Genomic DNA, 18,601 nt, shown 5'->3' on the forward strand with positions numbered 1-18,601 from the left:
TGCCGCCAGTCGCCTTACTTCACGGCGGTCTTTTCGAACTGCCGCAGCATGGTGTTGCCGCGTTCGACGGCGGCATCCAGCGCCTGCTTGGCGGTCTTCTTGCCGGCGAGCGCCTGCTCGATCTCCTCCGACCAGACGTCGCGCAGCTGCACCATGTTGCCGAGGCGCAGGCCGCGCGAATTCTCGGTCGGCTCCTTGTTGGTCAGCTCGAGCAGCGGTGTCTCGAGATAGGGCTGATCCTTGTAGAAGCCATCTGCCTTCGCCTTGGCGTAGGCCGCCTTGGTGATCGGCAGATAGCCCGAGGCCTTGTGGATGTAGACCTGACGATCGGTGTCGGAGAGGAAGGTCAGGAATTTTGCGACGCCCTTGTAATCGTCGGCCGGCTTGCCGCCCATGACCCAGAGCGAAGCGCCGCCGATGATCGAGTTCTGCGGCGCGCCCTTGGCGTCGGGATAATAGGGCATCGGCACCGCGGTGAAGTTGAACTTGGCCTGCGCCTTGACGTTGCCGAAGAACGCCGAGGAGGTCAGGTAGATCGGGCATTCGCCCGAGGTGAAGCGGCCCTCGCCGGTGTTGGTGCGGCCGGCATAGTCGTAGACCTTGGTCTTCTGCAGCTCGACCAGGTTTTCGAGATGCTTGACCTGGAGCGGTCCGTTGAATTCGAGCACGGTGTCGAAGCCGTCGAGGCCGTTGGCCTTGCTGGCGAGCGGCACGTTGTGCCAGGCGGAGAGCTGCTCGAGATTGACCCAGGTGATCCAGGAGCCGGAGAAGCCACAAGTGTCGTGACCGGCGGCCTTCAGCTTCTTGCCGGCCTCGAACACTTCAGGCCAGGTCTTGGGGATCTCGACATTGGCCTTCTTCAGCTCGTCGAGATTGATCCACATGACTGTGGACGATGAGTTGAAGGGGAACGACAGCATCTCGCCCTTCGAGGTCGAGTAGTAGCCGGTGATCGCGGGCAGGTAGGCCTTCGGATCGAACTTCTCGCCGGTCTCGGCCATCAGCTTGTAGACCGGCTTCACGGCGCCGGTCGCGGCCATCATGGTGGCGGTGCCGACTTCGAACACCTGCATGATGTGGGGAGCGTTGCCGGCGCGGAACGCGGCGATGCCGGCGTTCATCGTGTCGGGGTAGTTGCCCTTGTAGGTCGGGATCACCTTGTAGTCGGTCTGCGAGGCGTTGAAGTCGCTGGCGAGCTTGACGATGACGTCGTTGTTGGCGCCGGTCATCGCATGCCACCACTGGATTTCGGTCACGGCCAGGGCCGGCGAGGCGCCGAGACCAACCGTGAGTGCGACAGCAGCAGCCGCGCCAAAATGTCGAAGAGCCATCAAGAAAACCTCCCTTGCCCGTCACTAAAGAAGCGCTTGCGCTAGCAGCGCCATATGACGTTCACATGACTGTGTAAGCGGCCGAAACGAAAGCGGCAAGCGCTGGAAAAGGGAAGCCGTCAAATAGGCGAATGCGCAGCGACAGCCGCAGCCGTTCGCGCTGCACATGCGTGGGCGCGCCGCAGTGCGGCATTGGAGGCTGTGAAGGCGAGGGCGCCTAGCGCTTGCGCTCGGGGCCGCAGACGGTGCCCTTCTCGACCATCGCGTCGATCTCGGTTTTGGAATAGCCGAACTCGCCCAGCACCTCGGCTGCGTGCTGGCTGAATTTCGGCGGCAGGCGGCGCAGGCTCGGCTTGCTGCGATCGAGCCGGATCGGCGAGGCCACGCCCTTGTACCAGTCCTTCTCGATGATATCGCCGCGTGCGATCGTGTGCGGGTTCGTCAACGCCTGGTCGATCTTCTGCACCGGACCTGCGGGCAGGCCGGCCGCGAGCAGGCGATTGCACAGCGGCTCGGCCTCGTGCTGGCTGAACACCGCGGCGAGCTCGGCGCGCAGCGCCTCGCGGTTGGCGATCCGGTCCTTGTTGCGGGCAAAGCGCGGATCGGTGCCGAGTTCGGGCTTGCCGATCTCCTTGGCAAGCTTGCGGAAGGTGCCGTCATTGCCGACGCCGATGAAGATGTTGTCGGTCTTCGTCGGGAAGATCGCATAGGGTACGAGGTTGGGATGCTCGTTGCCGGTGAGCGAGGGTGGCTTGCCGTGCATGAAATAGTTCGCGGTGTGCGGATGCATGATGGCAAGGCCGGTCTCGTACAGCGTGGTCTCCAGGAACTGGCCCTTGCCCGAGCGCTGCCGCTCCGACAGCGCCATCAGGATGCCGATCGCGGCATAAAGTCCGGTGGTGATGTCGACCAGCGGCACGCCGATCCGCATCGGCCCGCTCTCGGGCGAGCCGGTCGCCGCGATCATGCCGGTCATGGCCTGGATGATGGCGTCATAGCCGGGATTGCCGCCGCGCGGGCCGTCGGCGCCGAAGCCGCAGATCCGGCAATGCACGAGGCGCGGGAATTTCTTGCTGAGCACATCGTTGCCGATGCCCCATTTCTCCAGCGTGCCCGGCTTGAAATTCTCGATCAGGACGTCGGCCGTCTCCAGCATCTTCAGCAGCACGATGCGGCCGCCCTCGGAGGCGAGGTCGAGGCCGATCGAGCGCTTGTTGCGGTTGATGCCGACGAAATAGGCCGCGTCCTCCTCGTGGAAGGGAGGGCCCCATTCGCGCACCTCGTCGCCCGCGGGCGGCTCGACCTTGATGACGTCGGCGCCATGGTCGGCGAGGATCTGGGTGCAATAGGGACCGCCGAGCACGCGCGTGAGATCGATGACGCGCAGTCCGCTCATTGCGCCCAAAACGGCTTCAGTCATGCCTTCGCTTCCCCTCTAACGATCATTGGATCACAGGCCTAGCGAGGTTTGTTTGCGCCAGCAATGGCCCCTCGCGTGGAGCCGTATGCGCCGCCGCGCGTCTATCCCGCGGGGTGGCAAATCACGCGGAAGCGGCCGGCCCGAGGGGGATCCCGGGCCAGCCAATCCGCCGTTTGATCAGACGACCGTCAGGCGAACGTCGACATTGCCGCGCGTGGCATTGGAGTACGGGCACACCTGGTGCGCCTTCGCGACCAGCGCCTCGGCCTCCGCGCGGGCAAGGCCCGGCAGCGAGACGGCGAGGTCGATGTCGAGGCCGAAACCGCCCTCGGAACGCGGGCCGATGCCGACGGTCGAGGTGACGGAAGCGTCGGCCGGAACCTTCGGGCCGCCCTGCGAGGCCACGAACTTCATCGCGCCGATGAAGCAGGCGGCATAGCCGGCCGCGAACAGCTGCTCGGGATTGTTGCCGGCACCGCCGCCGCCGCCAAGCTCCTTCGGCGTGGTCAGCTTGACGTCGAGCGCGCCGTCGAGGGTCGCAGCATGGCCGTCGCGGCCGCCGGTGGCTTTTGCGCTGATCTTGTAGAGCACGTTCACGGACATTGTCGTCTCCTCGGGTCTTTCCGGGTTGGGGTGCGATCTTTATTGCAGGCAATTAGATTGTGTGCAATATAAATCGGCATGCCTCACATTTAATTGTTCGCAATTGAATATGGCGACGGCCGGGCCCAGAATGGAAGAAACGCGTGAGATTCTCTATGGCCCGGAAACTATCGACCCTCGACCCACAGCGGCTCGACAACCAGATCTGCTTCGCGGTCTATTCCGCCGCGCACGCCTTCAACCGCGTCTACAAGCCGCTGCTCGATCGGCTCGGCCTGACCTATCCGCAATATCTGGTCATGCTGGTGCTGTGGGAGCGCGACGACGTGCCAGTCAAGGAGATCGGCGAAAAGCTGTTCCTGGATTCGGGCACGCTGACCCCGCTGCTCAAGCGCCTCGAAGCCGCCCATCTGGTCAAGCGCACCCGCTCGCGCGAGGACGAGCGTCAGGTCATGATCGCCCTGACGGCGCAGGGCCATGCACTGAAGGAGAAAGCGCGTAGCGTGCCGCAGTCGATCCTCGCGGCATCGGACTGCTCGGTGTCGGAGCTGGTCGCGATGAAGGACGAGATCATCGCGCTGCGCGACCGGCTGAATGCGGTGATTGGGGAGTAGGGGAGATTAAACTCAAAAGTCCGCCGTCGCCCTTCGGGCTATGGCGGGACAGCCTTCGCTCACTTCGCTACGAGGGACTTCCCGGGCTTGCCCAGCCGAAGCTCGCGAAGCGAGCGAAGGCTGGTGGAGCCAGGCGGGATCGAACCGCCGACCTCTTGCATGCCATGCAAGCGCTCTCCCAGCTGAGCTATGGCCCCTTAAGTCTTCCAGTTGGGAGGATCCTGGGGGATCCGTCCCGGCCGGCGAGCCTTCCGACTCGCGCGGTGCACCCTTTTTCACAGATCAGGACTGATCTCAAGTCTCTTCATCACCTCCGACATCACCAATGATGTCGGTCACGTCCTCATCGCCCTCTTCCTCGTCGGCAATGAAGGTCGAATCATCGTCGTCATCGTCGTCGAGGGTCTCGTCGACCTCGATATCGTCCTCCGATTCGGGCACGGCAGCCTTGACCTTGCCGGTGTTCTCCTCGGCGTCGGCCTCCTCGAGCGAGACCTCTTCGACCTCTGCCGGCTCCGGCGCGGTATCTGCCGTCGCAGCGTGCCGGGCTTCGGCACCGCGGGGCACGCGCGCAGGCGCCACGGGCGCGATCGGCACGACTTCGCCTGTATAGGGCGAGATCACCGGATTCTTGTTGAGGTCGTAGAACTTCTTGCCCGTGGTCGGGCAAATACGTTTGGTTCCGAGTTCGGACTTGGCCACGGCAGGAATCCTGGGAATGTCTGAAAAGCGGTGTTTCACTTGGCTAGTTGGCGGCCCGCTGTCAATAGCGCATTACGGGAGAAAGACATGCCCGTGACGGGGCGCAGACCATGTGGTACCTGCGCGCCAGCCCAAAGGGCCTACCCAAGGACACAATCTTGACCCATTCCGACCAACCGAGGCCGCTCCAGTCTCGCGCCAGCGGTCCCCTGACCGGGAAAGTACGGGTGCCCGGGGACAAGTCGATCTCCCATCGCGCCCTCATCCTGGGCGCGCTGGCGGTCGGCGAGACCAAGGTTTCGGGCCTCTTGGAGGGCGAGGACGTCCTCAACACCGCCAAATCCATGCATGCGCTGGGTGCCAGGGTCGAGCGCACCGGCGATTTCGCCTGGAAGGTGAACGGCGTGGGTGTCGGCGGCTTCGCCCAGCCCAGGGCGCCGCTGGATTTCGGCAATTCCGGCACCGGCTGCCGGCTGGTCATGGGCGCCGTTGCCGGCTGCCCGATCTCGGCCGTGTTCGATGGCGACGCCTCGCTGCGCAGCCGGCCCATGCGCCGGATCCTCGATCCGCTCGAAAAGATGGGCGCGAAGGTCATCGCCGGCGGCGAGGGCGGGCGTCTGCCGCTGACCCTCCAGGGCGCGCGCGATCCGCTGCCGATCACCTACAAGACCCCGGTCGCCTCGGCTCAGATCAAATCGGCCGTGCTGCTGGCGGGCCTCGCCGCGCCGGGCATCACCACCGTCATCGAGACCGAGGCCAGCCGCGACCACACCGAGCTGATGCTGAAGCATTTTGGCGCGGACATCGCCTCGGTGCAGGAAGGTCAGCACGGCCGCCGCATCACGCTTCAGGGCCAGCCCGAGCTGCGCGGCGCCAATGTCGTGGTGCCCGCTGACCCGTCGTCGGCCGCCTTCCCCATCGTCGCGGCGCTGATTGTCGAGGGCTCCGACGTCATGCTGTCCGACGTCATGACCAATCCGCTGCGCACCGGCCTGTTCACCACGCTGCGTGAAATGGGCGCCTTCATCGAGGAAAGCGAAGTGCGGGGCGATGCCGGCGAGCCGATGGCGCATTTGCGCGTGCGCGCGTCAAAGCTGCGCGGCGTCGTGGTGCCGCCGGAGCGCGCGCCCTCGATGATCGACGAATATCTGGTGCTTGCGGTGGCGGCGTCCTTCGCCGAAGGCACCACTATCATGCGCGGCCTGCAGGAGCTGCGCGTCAAGGAATCCGACCGCCTGGAGGCCACTGCCGCCATGCTCCGCGTCAACGGCGTCAAGGTCGAGGTGTCCGGTGATGATCTGATCGTCGAGGGCAGGGGCCATGTCCCCGGCGGCGGCACCGTCGCCACTCACATGGACCACCGCATCGCGATGTCCGCACTGGTGATGGGCTGCGCCTCCGACCAGCCGGTGACCGTCGACGACACCGCCTTCATCGCCACCAGTTTCCCGGATTTCATTCCGATGATGCGTTCGCTAGGGGCCGAGTTTTCATGATTATCGCCATCGACGGGCCCGCGGCCTCGGGCAAGGGCACGCTCGGCAAGCGTCTCGCCCACCATTACGGCTATCGTCACCTCGATACCGGCGTGATCTATCGCGCGGTGGCCTACACCTTGATGCAGTCCGGTCATGATCTCCGGGACGAGGCGGCCGCGGTGCAGGCTGCATTGGAGCTCGATCCCGAAAAGTTCGGCAATCCCGCGTTGAAGACCCAGGAGGCCGGCGAGGGTGCCTCGATCGTCTCGGCGATCCCTGGGGTGCGCGAGGTCCTGGTGAATTTCCAGCGGCAATTCGCCGCTGATCCGCCGGGGGCCGTCCTGGACGGCCGGGATATTGGAACCGTGATCTGCCCCCATGCCGACGTGAAGATCTTCGTCGTGGCCGACCCCAAGGTTCGTGCGCGCCGCCGGACCATGGAGGCGCGGGCGAGGGGCGAGGAGGCGGACGAGGCAGCCGTGCTCGCCGACATCATCCGGCGCGACGAACGCGACAAGAACCGGCCGATTGCGCCTCTAAAACCGGCCCCGGATGCTTACTTGCTAGATAACTCCCAACTGGATATAGAAGGCGGCGTCCGGGCCGCCATCGACATTATCGAGGCCGTCCGAGCGGGCCGGTCGCGGGGTTAAGCCGCCGCCGTCATTGGAGGAAGCGCCCGCTCCCGCTCTTTGAGGTCGATACTCTCGGTCCCTGTTTCGGGGACCGGCGCGATCCAGGCTCCGGACAAGATTTTCACGTATCGAACGCGCGGGCCTCTGCCGGCCCGCTTCCGCTGTTCCGCCTTTAGGGTCGGAGCAACGAGCGGTCGCTCGAAGGTCTTGCGGACCTTCCGACACTGCGTGTGCGATGCGCCCATGAACCCAACGGCCGGCAAGACTTCCGCAACTGGAGAACAAATGGCTTCGACTTCTGCTGATACCTATAGCCCGTCGCGTGACGATTTCGCCGCGATGCTCGACGAGTCCTTCGCAGGTGGCAACCTGCAGGAAAGCTCCGTCGTCAAGGGCAAGGTGGTTGCAATTGAAAAGGACATGGCCGTCATCGACGTCGGCCTGAAGACTGAGGGCCGCGTTGCCCTTCGCGAATTTTCCGGCCCCGGCCGTGACTCTGACCTCAAGGTCGGCGACGAGGTGGAAGTGTTCCTCGATCGCATCGAGAACGCCCTCGGCGAAGCCGTGCTGTCGCGCGACAAGGCGCGCCGCGAAGAGAGTTGGGGCAAGCTCGAGAAGGCGTTCCAGAACAACGAGAAGGTCAACGGCGTCATCTTCAACCAAGTCAAGGGCGGCTTCACCGTCGACCTCGACGGTGCCGTGGCCTTCCTGCCGCGCTCGCAGGTCGACATCCGTCCGATCCGCGACGTTGCGCCGCTGATGAACAACTCGCAGCCGTTCCAGATCCTCAAGATGGATCGTCGCCGCGGCAACATCGTCGTCTCCCGCCGCACGGTTCTCGAAGAGACCCGCGCCGAGCAGCGTCAGGAGCTGGTGCAGAACCTCGAAGAGGGTCAGGTCATCGACGGCGTGGTCAAGAACATCACCGATTACGGTGCGTTCGTTGACCTCGGCGGCATCGACGGCCTGCTGCACGTCACCGACATCGCGTGGCGCCGCGTCAACCACCCGACCGAGGTGCTCTCGATCGGCCAGACCGTGAAGGTCAAGATCATCAAGATCAACCACGAGACGCACCGCATCTCGCTGGGCATGAAGCAGCTGTTGGACGATCCGTGGCAGGGCATCGAAGCCAAGTACCCGCTGGGTGCCCGCTTCACCGGCCGCGTCACCAACATCACCGACTACGGTGCGTTCGTCGAGCTCGAGCCGGGCATCGAAGGCCTGATCCACGTCTCCGAGATGTCGTGGACCAAGAAGAACATGCACCCCGGCAAGATCGTGTCGACCTCGCAGGAAGTCGACGTGCAGGTGCTGGAAGTCGATTCCGTCAAGCGCCGCATCTCGCTCGGCCTCAAGCAGACCATGCGCAACCCGTGGGAGGTCTTCGTCGAAGGTCACCCGACCGGTTCGGTGGTCGAGGGCGAGGTCAAGAACAAGACCGAGTTCGGTCTGTTCCTGGGTCTCGAGGGCGACGTCGACGGCATGGTCCACCTCTCCGACCTCGACTGGAAGCTTCCGGGCGAGCAGGTGATCGACAACTACAAGAAGGGCGACATGGTGAAGGCCGTGGTGCTCGATGTGGACGTCGAGAAGGAGCGCATCTCGCTCGGCATCAAGCAGCTCGAAGGCGACCCCTTCGCCGAGCCGGGCGATGTCAAGAAGGGCGCGGTCGTGACCTGCGAAGTGCTCGAAGTGAAGGAGAGCGGTATCGAGGTGAAGATCGCCGGTACCGACTTCACCACCTTCATCAAGCGCTCGGAGCTCGCGCGTGACCGCAACGACCAGCGTGCCGAACGCTTCGCCGTCGGCGAGAAGGTCGATGCCCGCGTGATCCAGTTCGACAAGAAGGCCCGCAAGGTCCAGGTGTCGATCAAGGCGCTCGAAGTCGCCGAAGAGAAGGAAGCCATCGCGCAGTACGGCTCCTCGGATTCGGGTGCGACGCTGGGCGACATCCTCGGCACCGCGCTCAAGAACCGCGACAACAAGTAAGCGAAACTTCCGTTTTGCTGCATCAAAGCCCCGGCGCAAGCCGGGGCTTTTTTATTGCGGCATCCACGAACTCCGCTGTCGACCCGGACAAGCGCGCTCAAAGCGCGCGTAGATCCGGGACCCCCGCGCGAGCGCTTGCGCTCGTCGCGACGCCACAGGGAGCGGTTTGGCGCGGGCTGGTAACTCCAAGTCTTCGCCAAACTCAATCCTGTGGGTATGGATCCCGGATCAGCGCTCCGCTTTGCTGCGCTTGTCCGGGATGACGAGGAGTGTGTGACAGGGGCTCGGCCTCCACCAGGCCCAGCCTTCATTTCTTCAAATTGCGCCGCAATTGATGTATCCAGACAAGCCAATGCTTACGTTGTGACGGCACAACGCCTCTGGCCTTTCATTTGGAGATATTCCGATGTCGCTCGATTCGGACATCATCGTCGATCGCCGCAGGATCCGCCGCAAGCTGACGTTCTGGCGTGTCATGGCGGCGCTGATCGTGATCGCGGCGATTGCGAGCTTTGCGCTGATCGCGACACCCGGTGCGCGCGGCACGTTCGCGGCCGCCGGCTCGATCGCACGGGTTCAGATCGAGGGACTGATCCGCAGCGATTCCGATCGCACGCAGGCGCTGGAGCGGCTGGAGAATTCGCAGGCCGCCGCCGTGATCGTTCACATCAACTCGCCGGGCGGCACCACCGCCGGCTCCGAGCAGCTCTATGACTCGCTCGTGCGGCTCAAGGCGAAGAAGCCGCTCGTCGTCGTGGTCGAAGGTCTCGCCGCCTCCGGCGGCTACATCACGGCGATCGCGAGCGACCACATCATCGCCCAGCAGAGCTCGCTGGTCGGCTCGATCGGCGTGCTGTTCCAGTACCCCAACGTCACCGAGCTCCTGAAGACCATCGGCGTCAAGGTCGAGGAGGTGAAATCCTCGCCGCTGAAGGCGGCGCCCAACGGCTTCGAGCCGACGAGTCCCGAAGCGCGCGCCGCGCTCGATGCGCTCGTGAAAGACTCCTACGCCTGGTTCAAGGGACTGGTGAAGGAAAGGCGTGGCATGGATGACGCACAGCTCGAGAAAGTGGCCGACGGTCGCGTCTTCACCGGACGCCAGGCAATCGATCTCAAGCTGATCGATCAGATCGGCGACGAGAAGGCCGCGGTGACCTGGCTGGTCGAGCAGAAGGGCGTCAAGAAGGGGCTTCCCGTTCGCGATTACAAGCTCCAGCCGCGCTTTGGCGATCTGCCGTTCCTCAAGACCGCGGCCGCCGTGACGCTGGAAGCGCTTGGTTTGGGCTCGATCGCGCATCAAATCGGGCAAACCGGCGTCGCGCAGGCCGTTGACCGGCTCGGAATGGATGGAATGCTGGCGTTGTGGCAACCGGCCGCATCAAACTGACTGGGATGGGCGAGTTCCCGAAGCTTTTCTCGCGCTGCGAGTGTCGGGACAGCCCGCTTTTTCGGCATTTGTCACGCAATTTCACGACGCTCAACCTTGATTTAGCGTCTTGACAGATCACGGTATTTTCACGGAAATGGTCATCCGCACGCTTCCGGGTCCTATCTCTCGATGATCAAATCCGAACTTGTTCAGCGTATCGCCGAGCACAACCCGCATCTGTACCAGCGGGATGTCGAGAACATTGTGAATGCGATTCTCGAAGAGATCGTAGCGGCCCTCGCACGCGGTGACCGCGTCGAGCTGCGCGGCTTCGGTGCCTTCTCGGTCAAGCATCGCCCAGCACGCGCCGGGCGTAATCCGCGCACCGGCGCCCATGTGCCCGTCGACCAGAAGAGCGTTCCGTTCTTCAAGACCGGCAAGGAAATGCGCGAGCGGTTGAACCGCGACCATCCGGATCCCGGCGCGGCAGACTGAGGCCGGCGCCAGGATTTTTTGCGGTCGCGAGCGATGCGGCCGGCAGCTTGATTCAAGGCGAGCGAAGCCAGATGCGAAAGTTCCTGACCGCGCTGATCGTGATTCCGCTGGGCCTGATCCTGGCGACCTTTGCGGTGGCCAACCGGCATTTCGTCACGGTCTCCTTCGATCCTTTTATCTCCGACGACCCCTCATTCTCCGCCACCATGCCGCTGTTCCTGCTCCTGATCCTGGTGGCGGGGCTGGGCGTCGTGGCGGGCGGCTGCGCGGTCTGGTTCGGGCAGCGGCGCTGGCGGCGTGCCGCGCGCCGGCATGAGGCCGACGCCCGGGCTGTGCGGGGCGAACTGGCCGATCTGCGGGCCCAGGTGGCCGCGGCAAGGCCCGAGACGCAGCGCCTCCCCGTTCCCTCGGGGGTAGGCCTTTACGGGCCCATCGGGCGAGACAAGCAGCGCGCGACGTTGTAGAAGCGGCCCCGACCGAAAACCCCGTTTTCCGGCCGCAGCTTGTGGCCGCTACACCGCTTTGAGACCATGTCCCTGCTCGTCAAAATTTGCGGCCTGTCCACGCGCGAGACGCTTCAAACAGCGCTCGACGCCGGCGCCGACATGGTGGGGTTCGTGTTCTTTCCGCCGTCGCCGCGGCATCTCTCTCTGGAGCTTGGCCGGGACCTCGGCCGCCAGGTGAAGCAGCGCGCGCTTAAAGTGGCGCTCACGGTCGATGCCGACGACGCCACGCTCGACAACATCATGGACGCGCTGTCGCCGGACATTTTCCAGCTCCACGGCAAGGAGAGCGTCGCCCGGCTGCGCGACATCAAGCAGAGGTTCGGCCGCCCCGTGATGAAGGCCGTCCCGGTCGCAACCGCTACCGATCTTGCCGTGCTGCCCGGCTATGCCGCGGTCGCCGACCGCATCCTGTTCGACGCCCGTGCGCCCAAGGATGCGACGCGGCCCGGCGGCCTTGGTGCCCCCTTCGACTGGCACCTGCTCGAAAACCTCGATCTGAAACTGCCCTACATGGTCTCGGGCGGGCTGGACGCCGGCAACGTTGCGGAAGCGCTCCGCGTCACCCGCGCCGGCGGCGTCGACGTGTCTTCGGGCGTCGAGAGCGCCCCCGGCGTCAAGGACCCCGAGATGATCCAGGCCTTCATTCGCGCCGCGCGCGCCACCCAGGATGCAAGTCAAGAGTTGAGCGTTCGATGAACATCGCCAAACCCAATTCCTATCGCAGCGGCCCCGACGAGCGCGGCCATTTCGGCATTTTCGGCGGACGCTTCGTCGCCGAAACGCTGATGCCGCTGATCCTCGATCTCGAGAAGGCCTACACCGCGGCCAAGGCCGATCCGGCCTTCCAGGCCGAGATGAACGGCTATCTCAAGAACTATGTCGGCCGGCCCTCGCCGCTCTATTTCGCCGAGCGCCTGACCGAGCATCTCGGCGGCGCAAAGATTTACCTCAAGCGCGAAGAGCTCAACCACACCGGCTCGCACAAGGTGAACAACGTGCTCGGCCAGATCATGCTGGCGCGGCGCATGGGCAAGAAGCGCATCATCGCCGAGACCGGCGCAGGCCAGCACGGTGTCGCCACCGCGACGCTGTGCGCGCGCTTTGGCCTCGAATGCGTGGTCTATATGGGCGCTGTCGACGTCGAGCGGCAGCAGCCCAACGTCATCCGTATGGAGATGCTGGGTGCAACGGTGGTCCCGGTGCAGTCCGGCACGCGCACGCTGAAGGACGCGATGAACGAGGCGCTGCGCGACTGGGTCACCAACGTGCACAACACCTTCTACTGCATCGGCACAGTGGCGGGGCCGCATCCCTATCCGACGCTGGTGCGCGACTTCCAGTCGATCATCGGCAACGAGACCAAGGCGCAGATGCAGGAGGTCGAGGGCCGCCTGCCGGATTCGCTGGTCGCCTGCATCGGCGGCGGCTCCAACGCGATGGGCCTGTTCCACCCGTTCCTCGATGATTCCTCTGTCGAGATCTTCGGCGTTGAAGCCGCTGGCCATGGCCTCACGCAATTGCATGCCGCGTCGATCGCGGGTGGCCGTCCCGGCGTTCTCCACGGCAACCGCACCTATCTGCTGATGGACGCGGACGGCCAGATCCAGGACGCGCATTCGATCTCGGCCGGTCTCGACTATCCCGGCATCGGCCCCGAACATTCCTGGCTGCACGAGGTCGGCCGCGTGAATTATCTCTCCGCGACCGATGACGAGGCGCTCGCTGCGTTCCAGCTGCTGTCGAAGCTCGAAGGCATCATCCCAGCGCTCGAGCCCGCGCACGCCATCGCCAAGGTGATGGAGCTCGCACCGAAGCGGCCGAAAGACCACCTGATGGTCGTCAATCTCTCCGGCCGCGGCGACAAGGACGTCCCGCAGGTCGGCGACATCCTGAGGGGCAAGAGCAAGTGAGGCGGGTATCGCACTCTCTTCACCTCTCCCCGTTGGGGAGAGGTCGGCTGCGTAGCAGCCGGGTGAGGGGACTTTCCGCTCACTCGAACCTCAGTGATGTCTCGATGAGCTCGAGCACACCCTCGAGATTTTCATATACGTCCGTATTCGAGATACGAAGGACGAGAAATCCGCAGGCCTCAAGGACTTCGGTCCTCGCCTTATCGCGTTCGATTTCGGTCGGGCTGGAATGCGTGACGCCGTCAACCTCAATGATGAGCTTCCCGTCCAGCGTCACGAAATCGACGACATATCGGTCGACCGGATGCTGGCGGCGAAACTTCCAGCGGGCGAGCTGCCGGTTGCGCAACGCTTGCCAAAGCTTCGCTTCGGCGCTCGTCTGCGACTCGCGGAGCCTTCGCGCTCTGGACTTGAACCTCTCCATCCCCCTCACCCGGCTGCTTCGCAGCCGACCTCTCCCCGGAGGGGAGAGGTATAGCACAGCGGCCGCGGAAACATGACCACGCGTATCGACACCCGTTTTGCCGAGCTGAAGAAGCAAGGTCGCTCGGCCTTCGTCACCTATGTGATGGCCGGCGATCCCGATCTCACGACGTCGCTCAATATCGTCAAGGCGCTGCCCAAGGCAGGCGCCGACGTCATCGAACTCGGCATTCCCTTCACCGATCCGATGGCGGATGGTCCCTCGATTCAGGCCGCAGGTCTGCGCGCGCTCAAGAACGGCATGACCTTGAAGAAGACGCTGGAACTGGTGCGCGACTTCCGCAAGGACGACAACGTCACGCCGCTGGTGCTGATGGGCTATTACAATCCGATCTACATTTACGGCGTCGACAAGTTTCTGGCTGATGCCAAGACGGCCGGCGTTGACGGCCTGATCATCGTCGATTTGCCGCCGGAGGAAGACGACGAGCTCTGCATTCCCGCGCTGAAGGCGGGCCTGAACTTCATTCGCCTCGCGACCCCGACCACCGACGACAAGCGCCTGCCCGCGGTGCTCGCGAACACGTCGGGCTTTGTCTATTACGTCTCTATCGCCGGCATCACCGGTGCAGCGGCGGCGGACGCCAATGCCGTTGGCGAAGCTGTCGCGCGCATCAAGCGGCATACCAAGCTGCCGATCTGCGTTGGCTTTGGCATCCGCACGCCGGAGGCGGCGCGCGCCATTGCCGAGAAGGCCGATGGTTCGGTGGTCGGCACCGCGCTGGTCGATGCGCTCAAAAACAGCCTCGATGCCGAGGGACGAGCCACCGCCAAGACCGTTAACGCCGTGGCCGAGCTGACCGCGGCTCTGGCCCAGGGCGTCAAGGGCGCGAAACAAGCGGCCGAATAGGCCAAAATTCCGCTTCTGGGGCGGGCGACACGGCGGCTTGCCGGGCAGGGGCCCGGCCGCCATATATTCCTTCAGGCGATTCCCAGCGGGATCGCACATCGGAGCAAACCATGAACTGGCTTACCAATGTGGTCCGGCCGAAGATCCGCAACATGCTGCGGCGGGAGACGCCGGAGAATCTGTGGATCAAGTGCCCGGATTCCGGGCAGCTCGTGTTCTACAAGGACGTCGAGGCCAACCAGTTCGTCATCCCCGGCTCGAACTACCACATGCGCATGGGCGCGTTGGCGCGTCTGAAGTCGATCTTCGACAACGAGACCTGGTTCGATGTCGCGCTGCCCGACGTCACGCCCGATCCGCTCAAGTTCCGCGACGAGAAGAAATACGTCGACCGCATCAAGGATGCCCGCGCACGCACTAACCTCAACGATGCGATCAAGGTCGGCTACGGCAAGCTCGAAGGTGCCGCCGTCGTCGTCGCGGTGCAGGACTTCGATTTCATGGGCGGCTCGCTCGGCATGGCCGCGGGCGAAGCCATCGTGCGCGGGCTGGAGCTCGCGGTCGAGAAGAAGTCGCCCTTCATCGTGTTCGCGGCCTCGGGCGGCGCGCGCATGCAGGAAGGCATTCTGTCGCTGATGCAGATGCCGCGCACCACCGTCGCGGTGCAGATGCTGCGCGAGGCAAAGCTGCCCTACATCGTCGTGCTGACCAACCCGACCACCGGCGGCGTCACCGCCTCTTACGCGATGCTGGGCGACGTGCAGATCGCCGAGCCCGGCGCGCTGATCGGCTTTGCCGGCGCGCGCGTGATCGAGCAGACCATCCGCGAGAAGCTGCCTGAGGGTTTCCAGCGCGCCGAGTACCTGAAAGAGCACGGCATGGTCGACATGGTCGTGCATCGCCACGATCTGCGCCCGACCCTGGCGCGGCTCTGCCGCCTGCTGACCAAGGCGCCGGCGCAGGAAGGCGCATCGAAGCCGGCGCAGCCGGTGACGAGCCCCGCGCAGATCGTATCGGCCGCCGAGACGGCGCCGGCCGCGCCGCACGCGTGAACGCCTCCTCTGACAGTGCAAAGACACCGCTCGACGACGTGATCGGGCGGCTGTCGGCCCTGCATCAGAAGCGCATCGATCTCGGGCTCGAGCGGATGCACCGCCTGCTCGAGCGGCTGGACCACCCTGAACGCAAGCTGCCGCCGGTGATCCACGTCGCCGGCACCAACGGCAAGGGCTCGACGGTCGCCTATCTGCGCGCGACGCTGGAGGCTGCCGGCCTGCGCGTCCACACCTACACCTCGCCCTATCTCGTCCGCATCAACGAATGCTTCAGGCTTGGCCGCGTCGGTGGCGGCGTTCTCGTCGGTGACGACGAGCTGCGCGCCGCACTGGAGGAGGTCGAGCGCGTCAATGCGGGCGAGCCCGCGACCGTGTTCGAGCTGAAGACCGCGGCGGCGTTTCATCTGTTCGCGCAGAACCCGGCCGATGCCGTGCTGCTGGAAGTCGGGCTCGGCGGCCGGCTCGATTCGACCAATGTGGTCGACACGCCTGCGGCCTGCGTCATCACGCCGGTCAGCATGGACCACATGGATTTCCTTGGGCCCACCCTGACGTCGATCGCCGGCGAGAAGGCGGCGATCATCAAGCGCGGTGTGCCCGTGATCTCGGCCGAGCAGTTGCCGGAGGCGATGGCCGTGATCGAGGCGCAGGCGAAGCGCATGCGTGCGCCGCTGTTCGCTGCGAACGAAAGCTGGCACGTCAATGTCGAGCACGGGCGGTTGGTCTATTCCGACGACCGCGGCCTGATGGATCTCGCCGCGCCGCGCCTGTTCGGCCGCCACCAGTTCGATAATGCCGGTCTTGCGATCGCGACGCTGCGTGCGATTCCGACCTTCAAGATCAACCAGGCCGCCTTCGAGGCCGGCATCGTCAGTGCCGAATGGCCGGCGCGGATGCAGCGCATCACCGCGGGCAAGCTGCTCTCGTGGGGACCACAGGGCTCGGAGATCTGGCTCGACGGCGGCCACAATGCGGAGGGCGGGCGCGTCGCGGCGGCCGCGCTCGGCGATCTCGAGGAGCGGGTGTCGCGGCCGCTGGTTGTCATCGCCGGCATGATGGCCAACAAGGATGCGCAAGGCTTTCTCGCCAATTTCGCCGGCCTCACCCGCCACATCATCGCGATGCCGATCCCCGACACCGAGAACGCGATGCCGGTCGACCGTCTCGCCGACGCCGCGCGCAGCCTCGGCATGCGTGTCGAGATCGCGCCGGGGATCGAGGCCGCGCTGCGCGCCTTGTCGAAGCTGGCTTACGAGGTGCCGCCGCGCATCCTGATCACCGGCTCGCTCTATCTTGCCGGCCACGTGCTCGGGCTCAACGGCACGCCTCCTGCATAGGGGTTGTGTAGCCCGGATGGAGCGAAGCGCAATCCGGGAATCGTGCCACAAGCGATGAAGGCCCCGGATTACGCTTCGCTCCATCCGGGCTACGGGAATCCCAATGCGTTTTGCCGCGATCGCCGACGTCCACGGAAATTACCTCGCGCTGGAGGCGGTGCTCGCCGATATCCGCGCCCACGGCATTGCCGACATCGTCAATCTCGGCGACATGCTGAGCGGCCCGCTCGATGCGCGCCGCACCGTCGAGATCCTGATGCAGCTCGATGCCGTGCATGTGCTCGGCAATCACGACCGCTATCTGCTCGACCGGCCCCCGGAAAAGATGGGCTCCTGGGACCGTCCCGCGCACGCGCAGCTCAATAGCGCGCAACTCGACTGGCTGCGCGCGCAGCCGATGACGCGCGTGTTCCGCGACCAGGTCTTTCTCTGCCATGCGACGCCAAAGAATGACGAGATCTATTGGCTCGATACCGTGCACCCCGACGGCACGGTCGCGCTATCGCCGCTCGATCGCATCGAGCATTTCGCGCAAGGCATCACCCAATCGCTGATCCTCTGTGCTCACACCCATCTCGCCCGCGCCGTGCAGCTGCGTGATGGCCGGCTGATCGTCAATCCCGGCAGCGTCGGTAGTCCCGGCTATCGCGACAAGCATCCGTTCCCGCACGTCGTCGAAGCCGGCACGCCAGATGCGCGCTATGCGATTCTTGAGCCAACAGTTGGCGGGTGGCAGGTGACGTTTCGTCACGTAGCCTACGATCATGAGGCGATGGCCGCGCTGGCACGCCGCAACGATCAGCCGGAGCTGGCGAATGCGCTGGCGACGGGCTGGATCAAGTAGCGCCGCTTTGCTCCATCCGGACTGGGGTTTGACTTCGTGATAAGTGCGCTTGTTATAAGCGTAGATATCGAAGAGGGAGCGCGCAATGGACGACGGACAGGCCTGGCGAGACGAATATGCGATCGAGACGTCTGCAACCGCCGAGACGATCTGGAGCATCTTTCGCGATGTCCCCGGCTGGAAAACCTGGAACGCAGGCATCGAGCAGATCGATATCGATGGGCCGTTTGCGGCCGGCACCTGGTTCACGATGAAGCCCCCCGGCGAGGAGACGCTACGCTCGCAACTGATCGAGGTCCGCGAGAACGTGTGCTTCGTCGACGAGACGCGGGTCGGCGACCTCGTCATCAAGGTCGACCATCGCATCGAGCCGCTCGGATCGGCGCGCACGCGCATCGTCTATGCCGTCGACGCCAAAGGCCCGCAAGCTGCCGAAATCGGTCCGGCCGTCGCGTCGGACTTTCCCGATGTTCTGGCCAGTCTCGCCAAACTCGCCGAAACGAGATCGGCATGATTGCCGCCGACAAAAAATAAAACGGCCGGCACTTTGCCGGCCGTTCTCAAAAAAACTATCGCAAGTGGCGACGCGGATCAGACCGCCGACGTGATCCACTGCTGCAGCTTCGCCTTCGGCGCCGCGCCGACCTGGCGGGAGGCCATCTCGCCGCCCTTGAAGATCATCAGGGTCGGGATCGACATCACGCCGTACTTCGACGCGGTCTTCGGGCTCTCGTCGACGTTGAGCTTCACGATCTTGACCTTGTCGCCCATCGCGCCGGCGATCTCGTCGAGAGCGGGTGCGATCATGCGGCAGGGGCCGCACCACTCGGCCCAGAAATCGACGACCACGGGGCCGTTCGCCTTGAGCACTTCGGCTTCGAAATCGGCGTCGGAAACCTTGCTAACGGCCATTGGAGTACCTCACTCGGTTGAAAGAGAATCGGCGCGACTGGGAATCGCGCCCGGGATCATGGGGT

At 64.6% G+C, this 18,601-nt stretch carries 20 protein-coding genes and 1 tRNA gene; 14 read left to right on the forward strand and 7 right to left on the reverse strand.

Features of this window, described 5'->3' with window-relative positions; genetic code table 11:
* Window positions 1-14 precede the first annotated feature (14 nt).
* The 3 genes from ugpB to JQ592_RS13770 form a co-directional block, all read right to left on the reverse strand.
* The gene (gene ugpB / locus JQ592_RS13760; RefSeq protein ID WP_211403386.1) at window positions 15-1,331 is read right to left on the reverse strand and encodes a sn-glycerol-3-phosphate ABC transporter substrate-binding protein UgpB; all 1,317 of its coding nucleotides are present in this window, start codon (window positions 1,329-1,331) and stop codon (window positions 15-17) included.
* Between the two features lie 217 nt (window positions 1,332-1,548).
* Window positions 1,549-2,751 (reverse strand): CaiB/BaiF CoA transferase family protein, encoded by a 1,203-nt coding sequence (locus JQ592_RS13765; RefSeq protein WP_211403387.1) that lies wholly within the window; start codon window positions 2,749-2,751, stop codon window positions 1,549-1,551.
* Between the two features lie 177 nt (window positions 2,752-2,928).
* The gene (locus JQ592_RS13770) at window positions 2,929-3,354 is read right to left on the reverse strand and encodes an organic hydroperoxide resistance protein (RefSeq protein ID WP_211403388.1); all 426 of its coding nucleotides are present in this window, start codon (window positions 3,352-3,354) and stop codon (window positions 2,929-2,931) included.
* A 155-nt stretch (window positions 3,355-3,509) separates the two neighbouring features.
* Between JQ592_RS13770 and JQ592_RS13775 the strand changes: the two genes are divergently transcribed.
* On the forward strand, window positions 3,510-3,968 hold the full coding sequence (locus JQ592_RS13775) for a MarR family winged helix-turn-helix transcriptional regulator (RefSeq protein ID WP_211403389.1): 459 nt from the start codon (window positions 3,510-3,512) through the stop codon (window positions 3,966-3,968).
* A gap of 121 nt (window positions 3,969-4,089) precedes the next feature.
* Here the strand turns inward: JQ592_RS13775 and JQ592_RS13780 are convergent.
* Window positions 4,090-4,165, reverse strand: a tRNA-Ala gene (locus JQ592_RS13780).
* Between the two features lie 97 nt (window positions 4,166-4,262).
* Entirely contained in the window at window positions 4,263-4,670 is a 408-nt protein-coding gene (locus JQ592_RS13785; RefSeq protein ID WP_183250106.1) for a TIGR02300 family protein, read from the reverse strand.
* A 158-nt stretch (window positions 4,671-4,828) separates the two neighbouring features.
* Here JQ592_RS13785 and aroA point away from each other — a divergent pair, with 158 nt between their 5' ends.
* From aroA to trpB, 8 genes are all read left to right on the forward strand, one after another.
* Window positions 4,829-6,166, forward strand: coding sequence for a 3-phosphoshikimate 1-carboxyvinyltransferase (aroA, locus tag JQ592_RS13790; protein WP_211403390.1), 1,338 nt, complete (start codon window positions 4,829-4,831; stop codon window positions 6,164-6,166).
* Window positions 6,163-6,801 carry a (d)CMP kinase gene (gene cmk, locus JQ592_RS13795; protein WP_211403391.1) on the forward strand — a complete coding sequence of 213 codons (639 nt, stop codon included), beginning with the start codon at window positions 6,163-6,165 and terminating at the stop codon, window positions 6,799-6,801. Before aroA ends, cmk begins: the two co-directional genes overlap by 4 nt.
* A gap of 267 nt (window positions 6,802-7,068) precedes the next feature.
* On the forward strand, window positions 7,069-8,775 hold the full coding sequence (rpsA, locus tag JQ592_RS13800) for a 30S ribosomal protein S1 (protein WP_027576919.1): 1,707 nt from the start codon (window positions 7,069-7,071) through the stop codon (window positions 8,773-8,775).
* Between the two features lie 406 nt (window positions 8,776-9,181).
* Entirely contained in the window at window positions 9,182-10,162 is a 981-nt protein-coding gene (gene sppA, locus JQ592_RS13805) for a signal peptide peptidase SppA (protein WP_211403392.1), read from the forward strand.
* A gap of 171 nt (window positions 10,163-10,333) precedes the next feature.
* On the forward strand, window positions 10,334-10,639 hold the full coding sequence (locus JQ592_RS13810) for an integration host factor subunit beta (RefSeq protein WP_008539997.1): 306 nt from the start codon (window positions 10,334-10,336) through the stop codon (window positions 10,637-10,639).
* Between the two features lie 71 nt (window positions 10,640-10,710).
* On the forward strand, window positions 10,711-11,103 hold the full coding sequence (locus JQ592_RS13815) for a lipopolysaccharide assembly protein LapA domain-containing protein (protein ID WP_211403393.1): 393 nt from the start codon (window positions 10,711-10,713) through the stop codon (window positions 11,101-11,103).
* Between the two features lie 66 nt (window positions 11,104-11,169).
* Entirely contained in the window at window positions 11,170-11,841 is a 672-nt protein-coding gene (locus JQ592_RS13820; RefSeq protein WP_211403394.1) for a phosphoribosylanthranilate isomerase, read from the forward strand.
* On the forward strand, window positions 11,838-13,055 hold the full coding sequence (gene trpB, locus JQ592_RS13825) for a tryptophan synthase subunit beta (protein WP_211403395.1): 1,218 nt from the start codon (window positions 11,838-11,840) through the stop codon (window positions 13,053-13,055). The genes JQ592_RS13820 and trpB overlap by 4 nt, the downstream gene beginning before the upstream one ends.
* A 79-nt stretch (window positions 13,056-13,134) precedes the next feature.
* Here trpB and JQ592_RS13830 read toward each other — a convergent pair whose 3' ends face one another.
* Window positions 13,135-13,479: an endonuclease domain-containing protein gene (locus JQ592_RS13830; protein ID WP_211403396.1), complete on the reverse strand. Its 345-nt coding sequence runs from the start codon at window positions 13,477-13,479 to the stop codon at window positions 13,135-13,137.
* 72 nt (window positions 13,480-13,551) lie between these two features.
* Here JQ592_RS13830 and trpA point away from each other — a divergent pair, with 72 nt between their 5' ends.
* The 5 genes from trpA (at window position 13,552) to JQ592_RS13855 (ending at window position 18,138) form a co-directional block, all read left to right on the forward strand.
* Window positions 13,552-14,388: a tryptophan synthase subunit alpha gene (gene trpA / locus JQ592_RS13835; protein WP_211403397.1), complete on the forward strand. Its 837-nt coding sequence runs from the start codon at window positions 13,552-13,554 to the stop codon at window positions 14,386-14,388.
* 110 nt (window positions 14,389-14,498) lie between these two features.
* On the forward strand, window positions 14,499-15,440 hold the full coding sequence (accD, locus tag JQ592_RS13840; protein WP_211403398.1) for an acetyl-CoA carboxylase, carboxyltransferase subunit beta: 942 nt from the start codon (window positions 14,499-14,501) through the stop codon (window positions 15,438-15,440).
* Window positions 15,437-16,780 carry a bifunctional folylpolyglutamate synthase/dihydrofolate synthase gene (locus tag JQ592_RS13845; RefSeq protein WP_211403399.1) on the forward strand — a complete coding sequence of 448 codons (1,344 nt, stop codon included), beginning with the start codon at window positions 15,437-15,439 and terminating at the stop codon, window positions 16,778-16,780. Before accD ends, JQ592_RS13845 begins: the two co-directional genes overlap by 4 nt.
* Window positions 16,781-16,883: 103 nt before the next feature.
* Window positions 16,884-17,624 carry a metallophosphoesterase family protein gene (locus JQ592_RS13850; protein ID WP_211403400.1) on the forward strand — a complete coding sequence of 247 codons (741 nt, stop codon included), beginning with the start codon at window positions 16,884-16,886 and terminating at the stop codon, window positions 17,622-17,624.
* An 85-nt stretch (window positions 17,625-17,709) separates the two neighbouring features.
* Complete coding sequence (locus JQ592_RS13855) at window positions 17,710-18,138, forward strand: SRPBCC family protein (protein WP_211403401.1); 429 nt, start codon at window positions 17,710-17,712, stop codon at window positions 18,136-18,138.
* Window positions 18,139-18,215: 77 nt separating this feature from the next.
* Here JQ592_RS13855 and trxA read toward each other — a convergent pair whose 3' ends face one another.
* Window positions 18,216-18,536 carry a thioredoxin gene (gene trxA / locus JQ592_RS13860; RefSeq protein ID WP_008540017.1) on the reverse strand — a complete coding sequence of 107 codons (321 nt, stop codon included), beginning with the start codon at window positions 18,534-18,536 and terminating at the stop codon, window positions 18,216-18,218.
* Window positions 18,537-18,601 lie beyond the last annotated feature (65 nt).

This window comes from Bradyrhizobium iriomotense (assembly GCF_018129405.1).
GTDB lineage: Bacteria > Pseudomonadota > Alphaproteobacteria > Rhizobiales > Xanthobacteraceae > Bradyrhizobium > Bradyrhizobium iriomotense_B.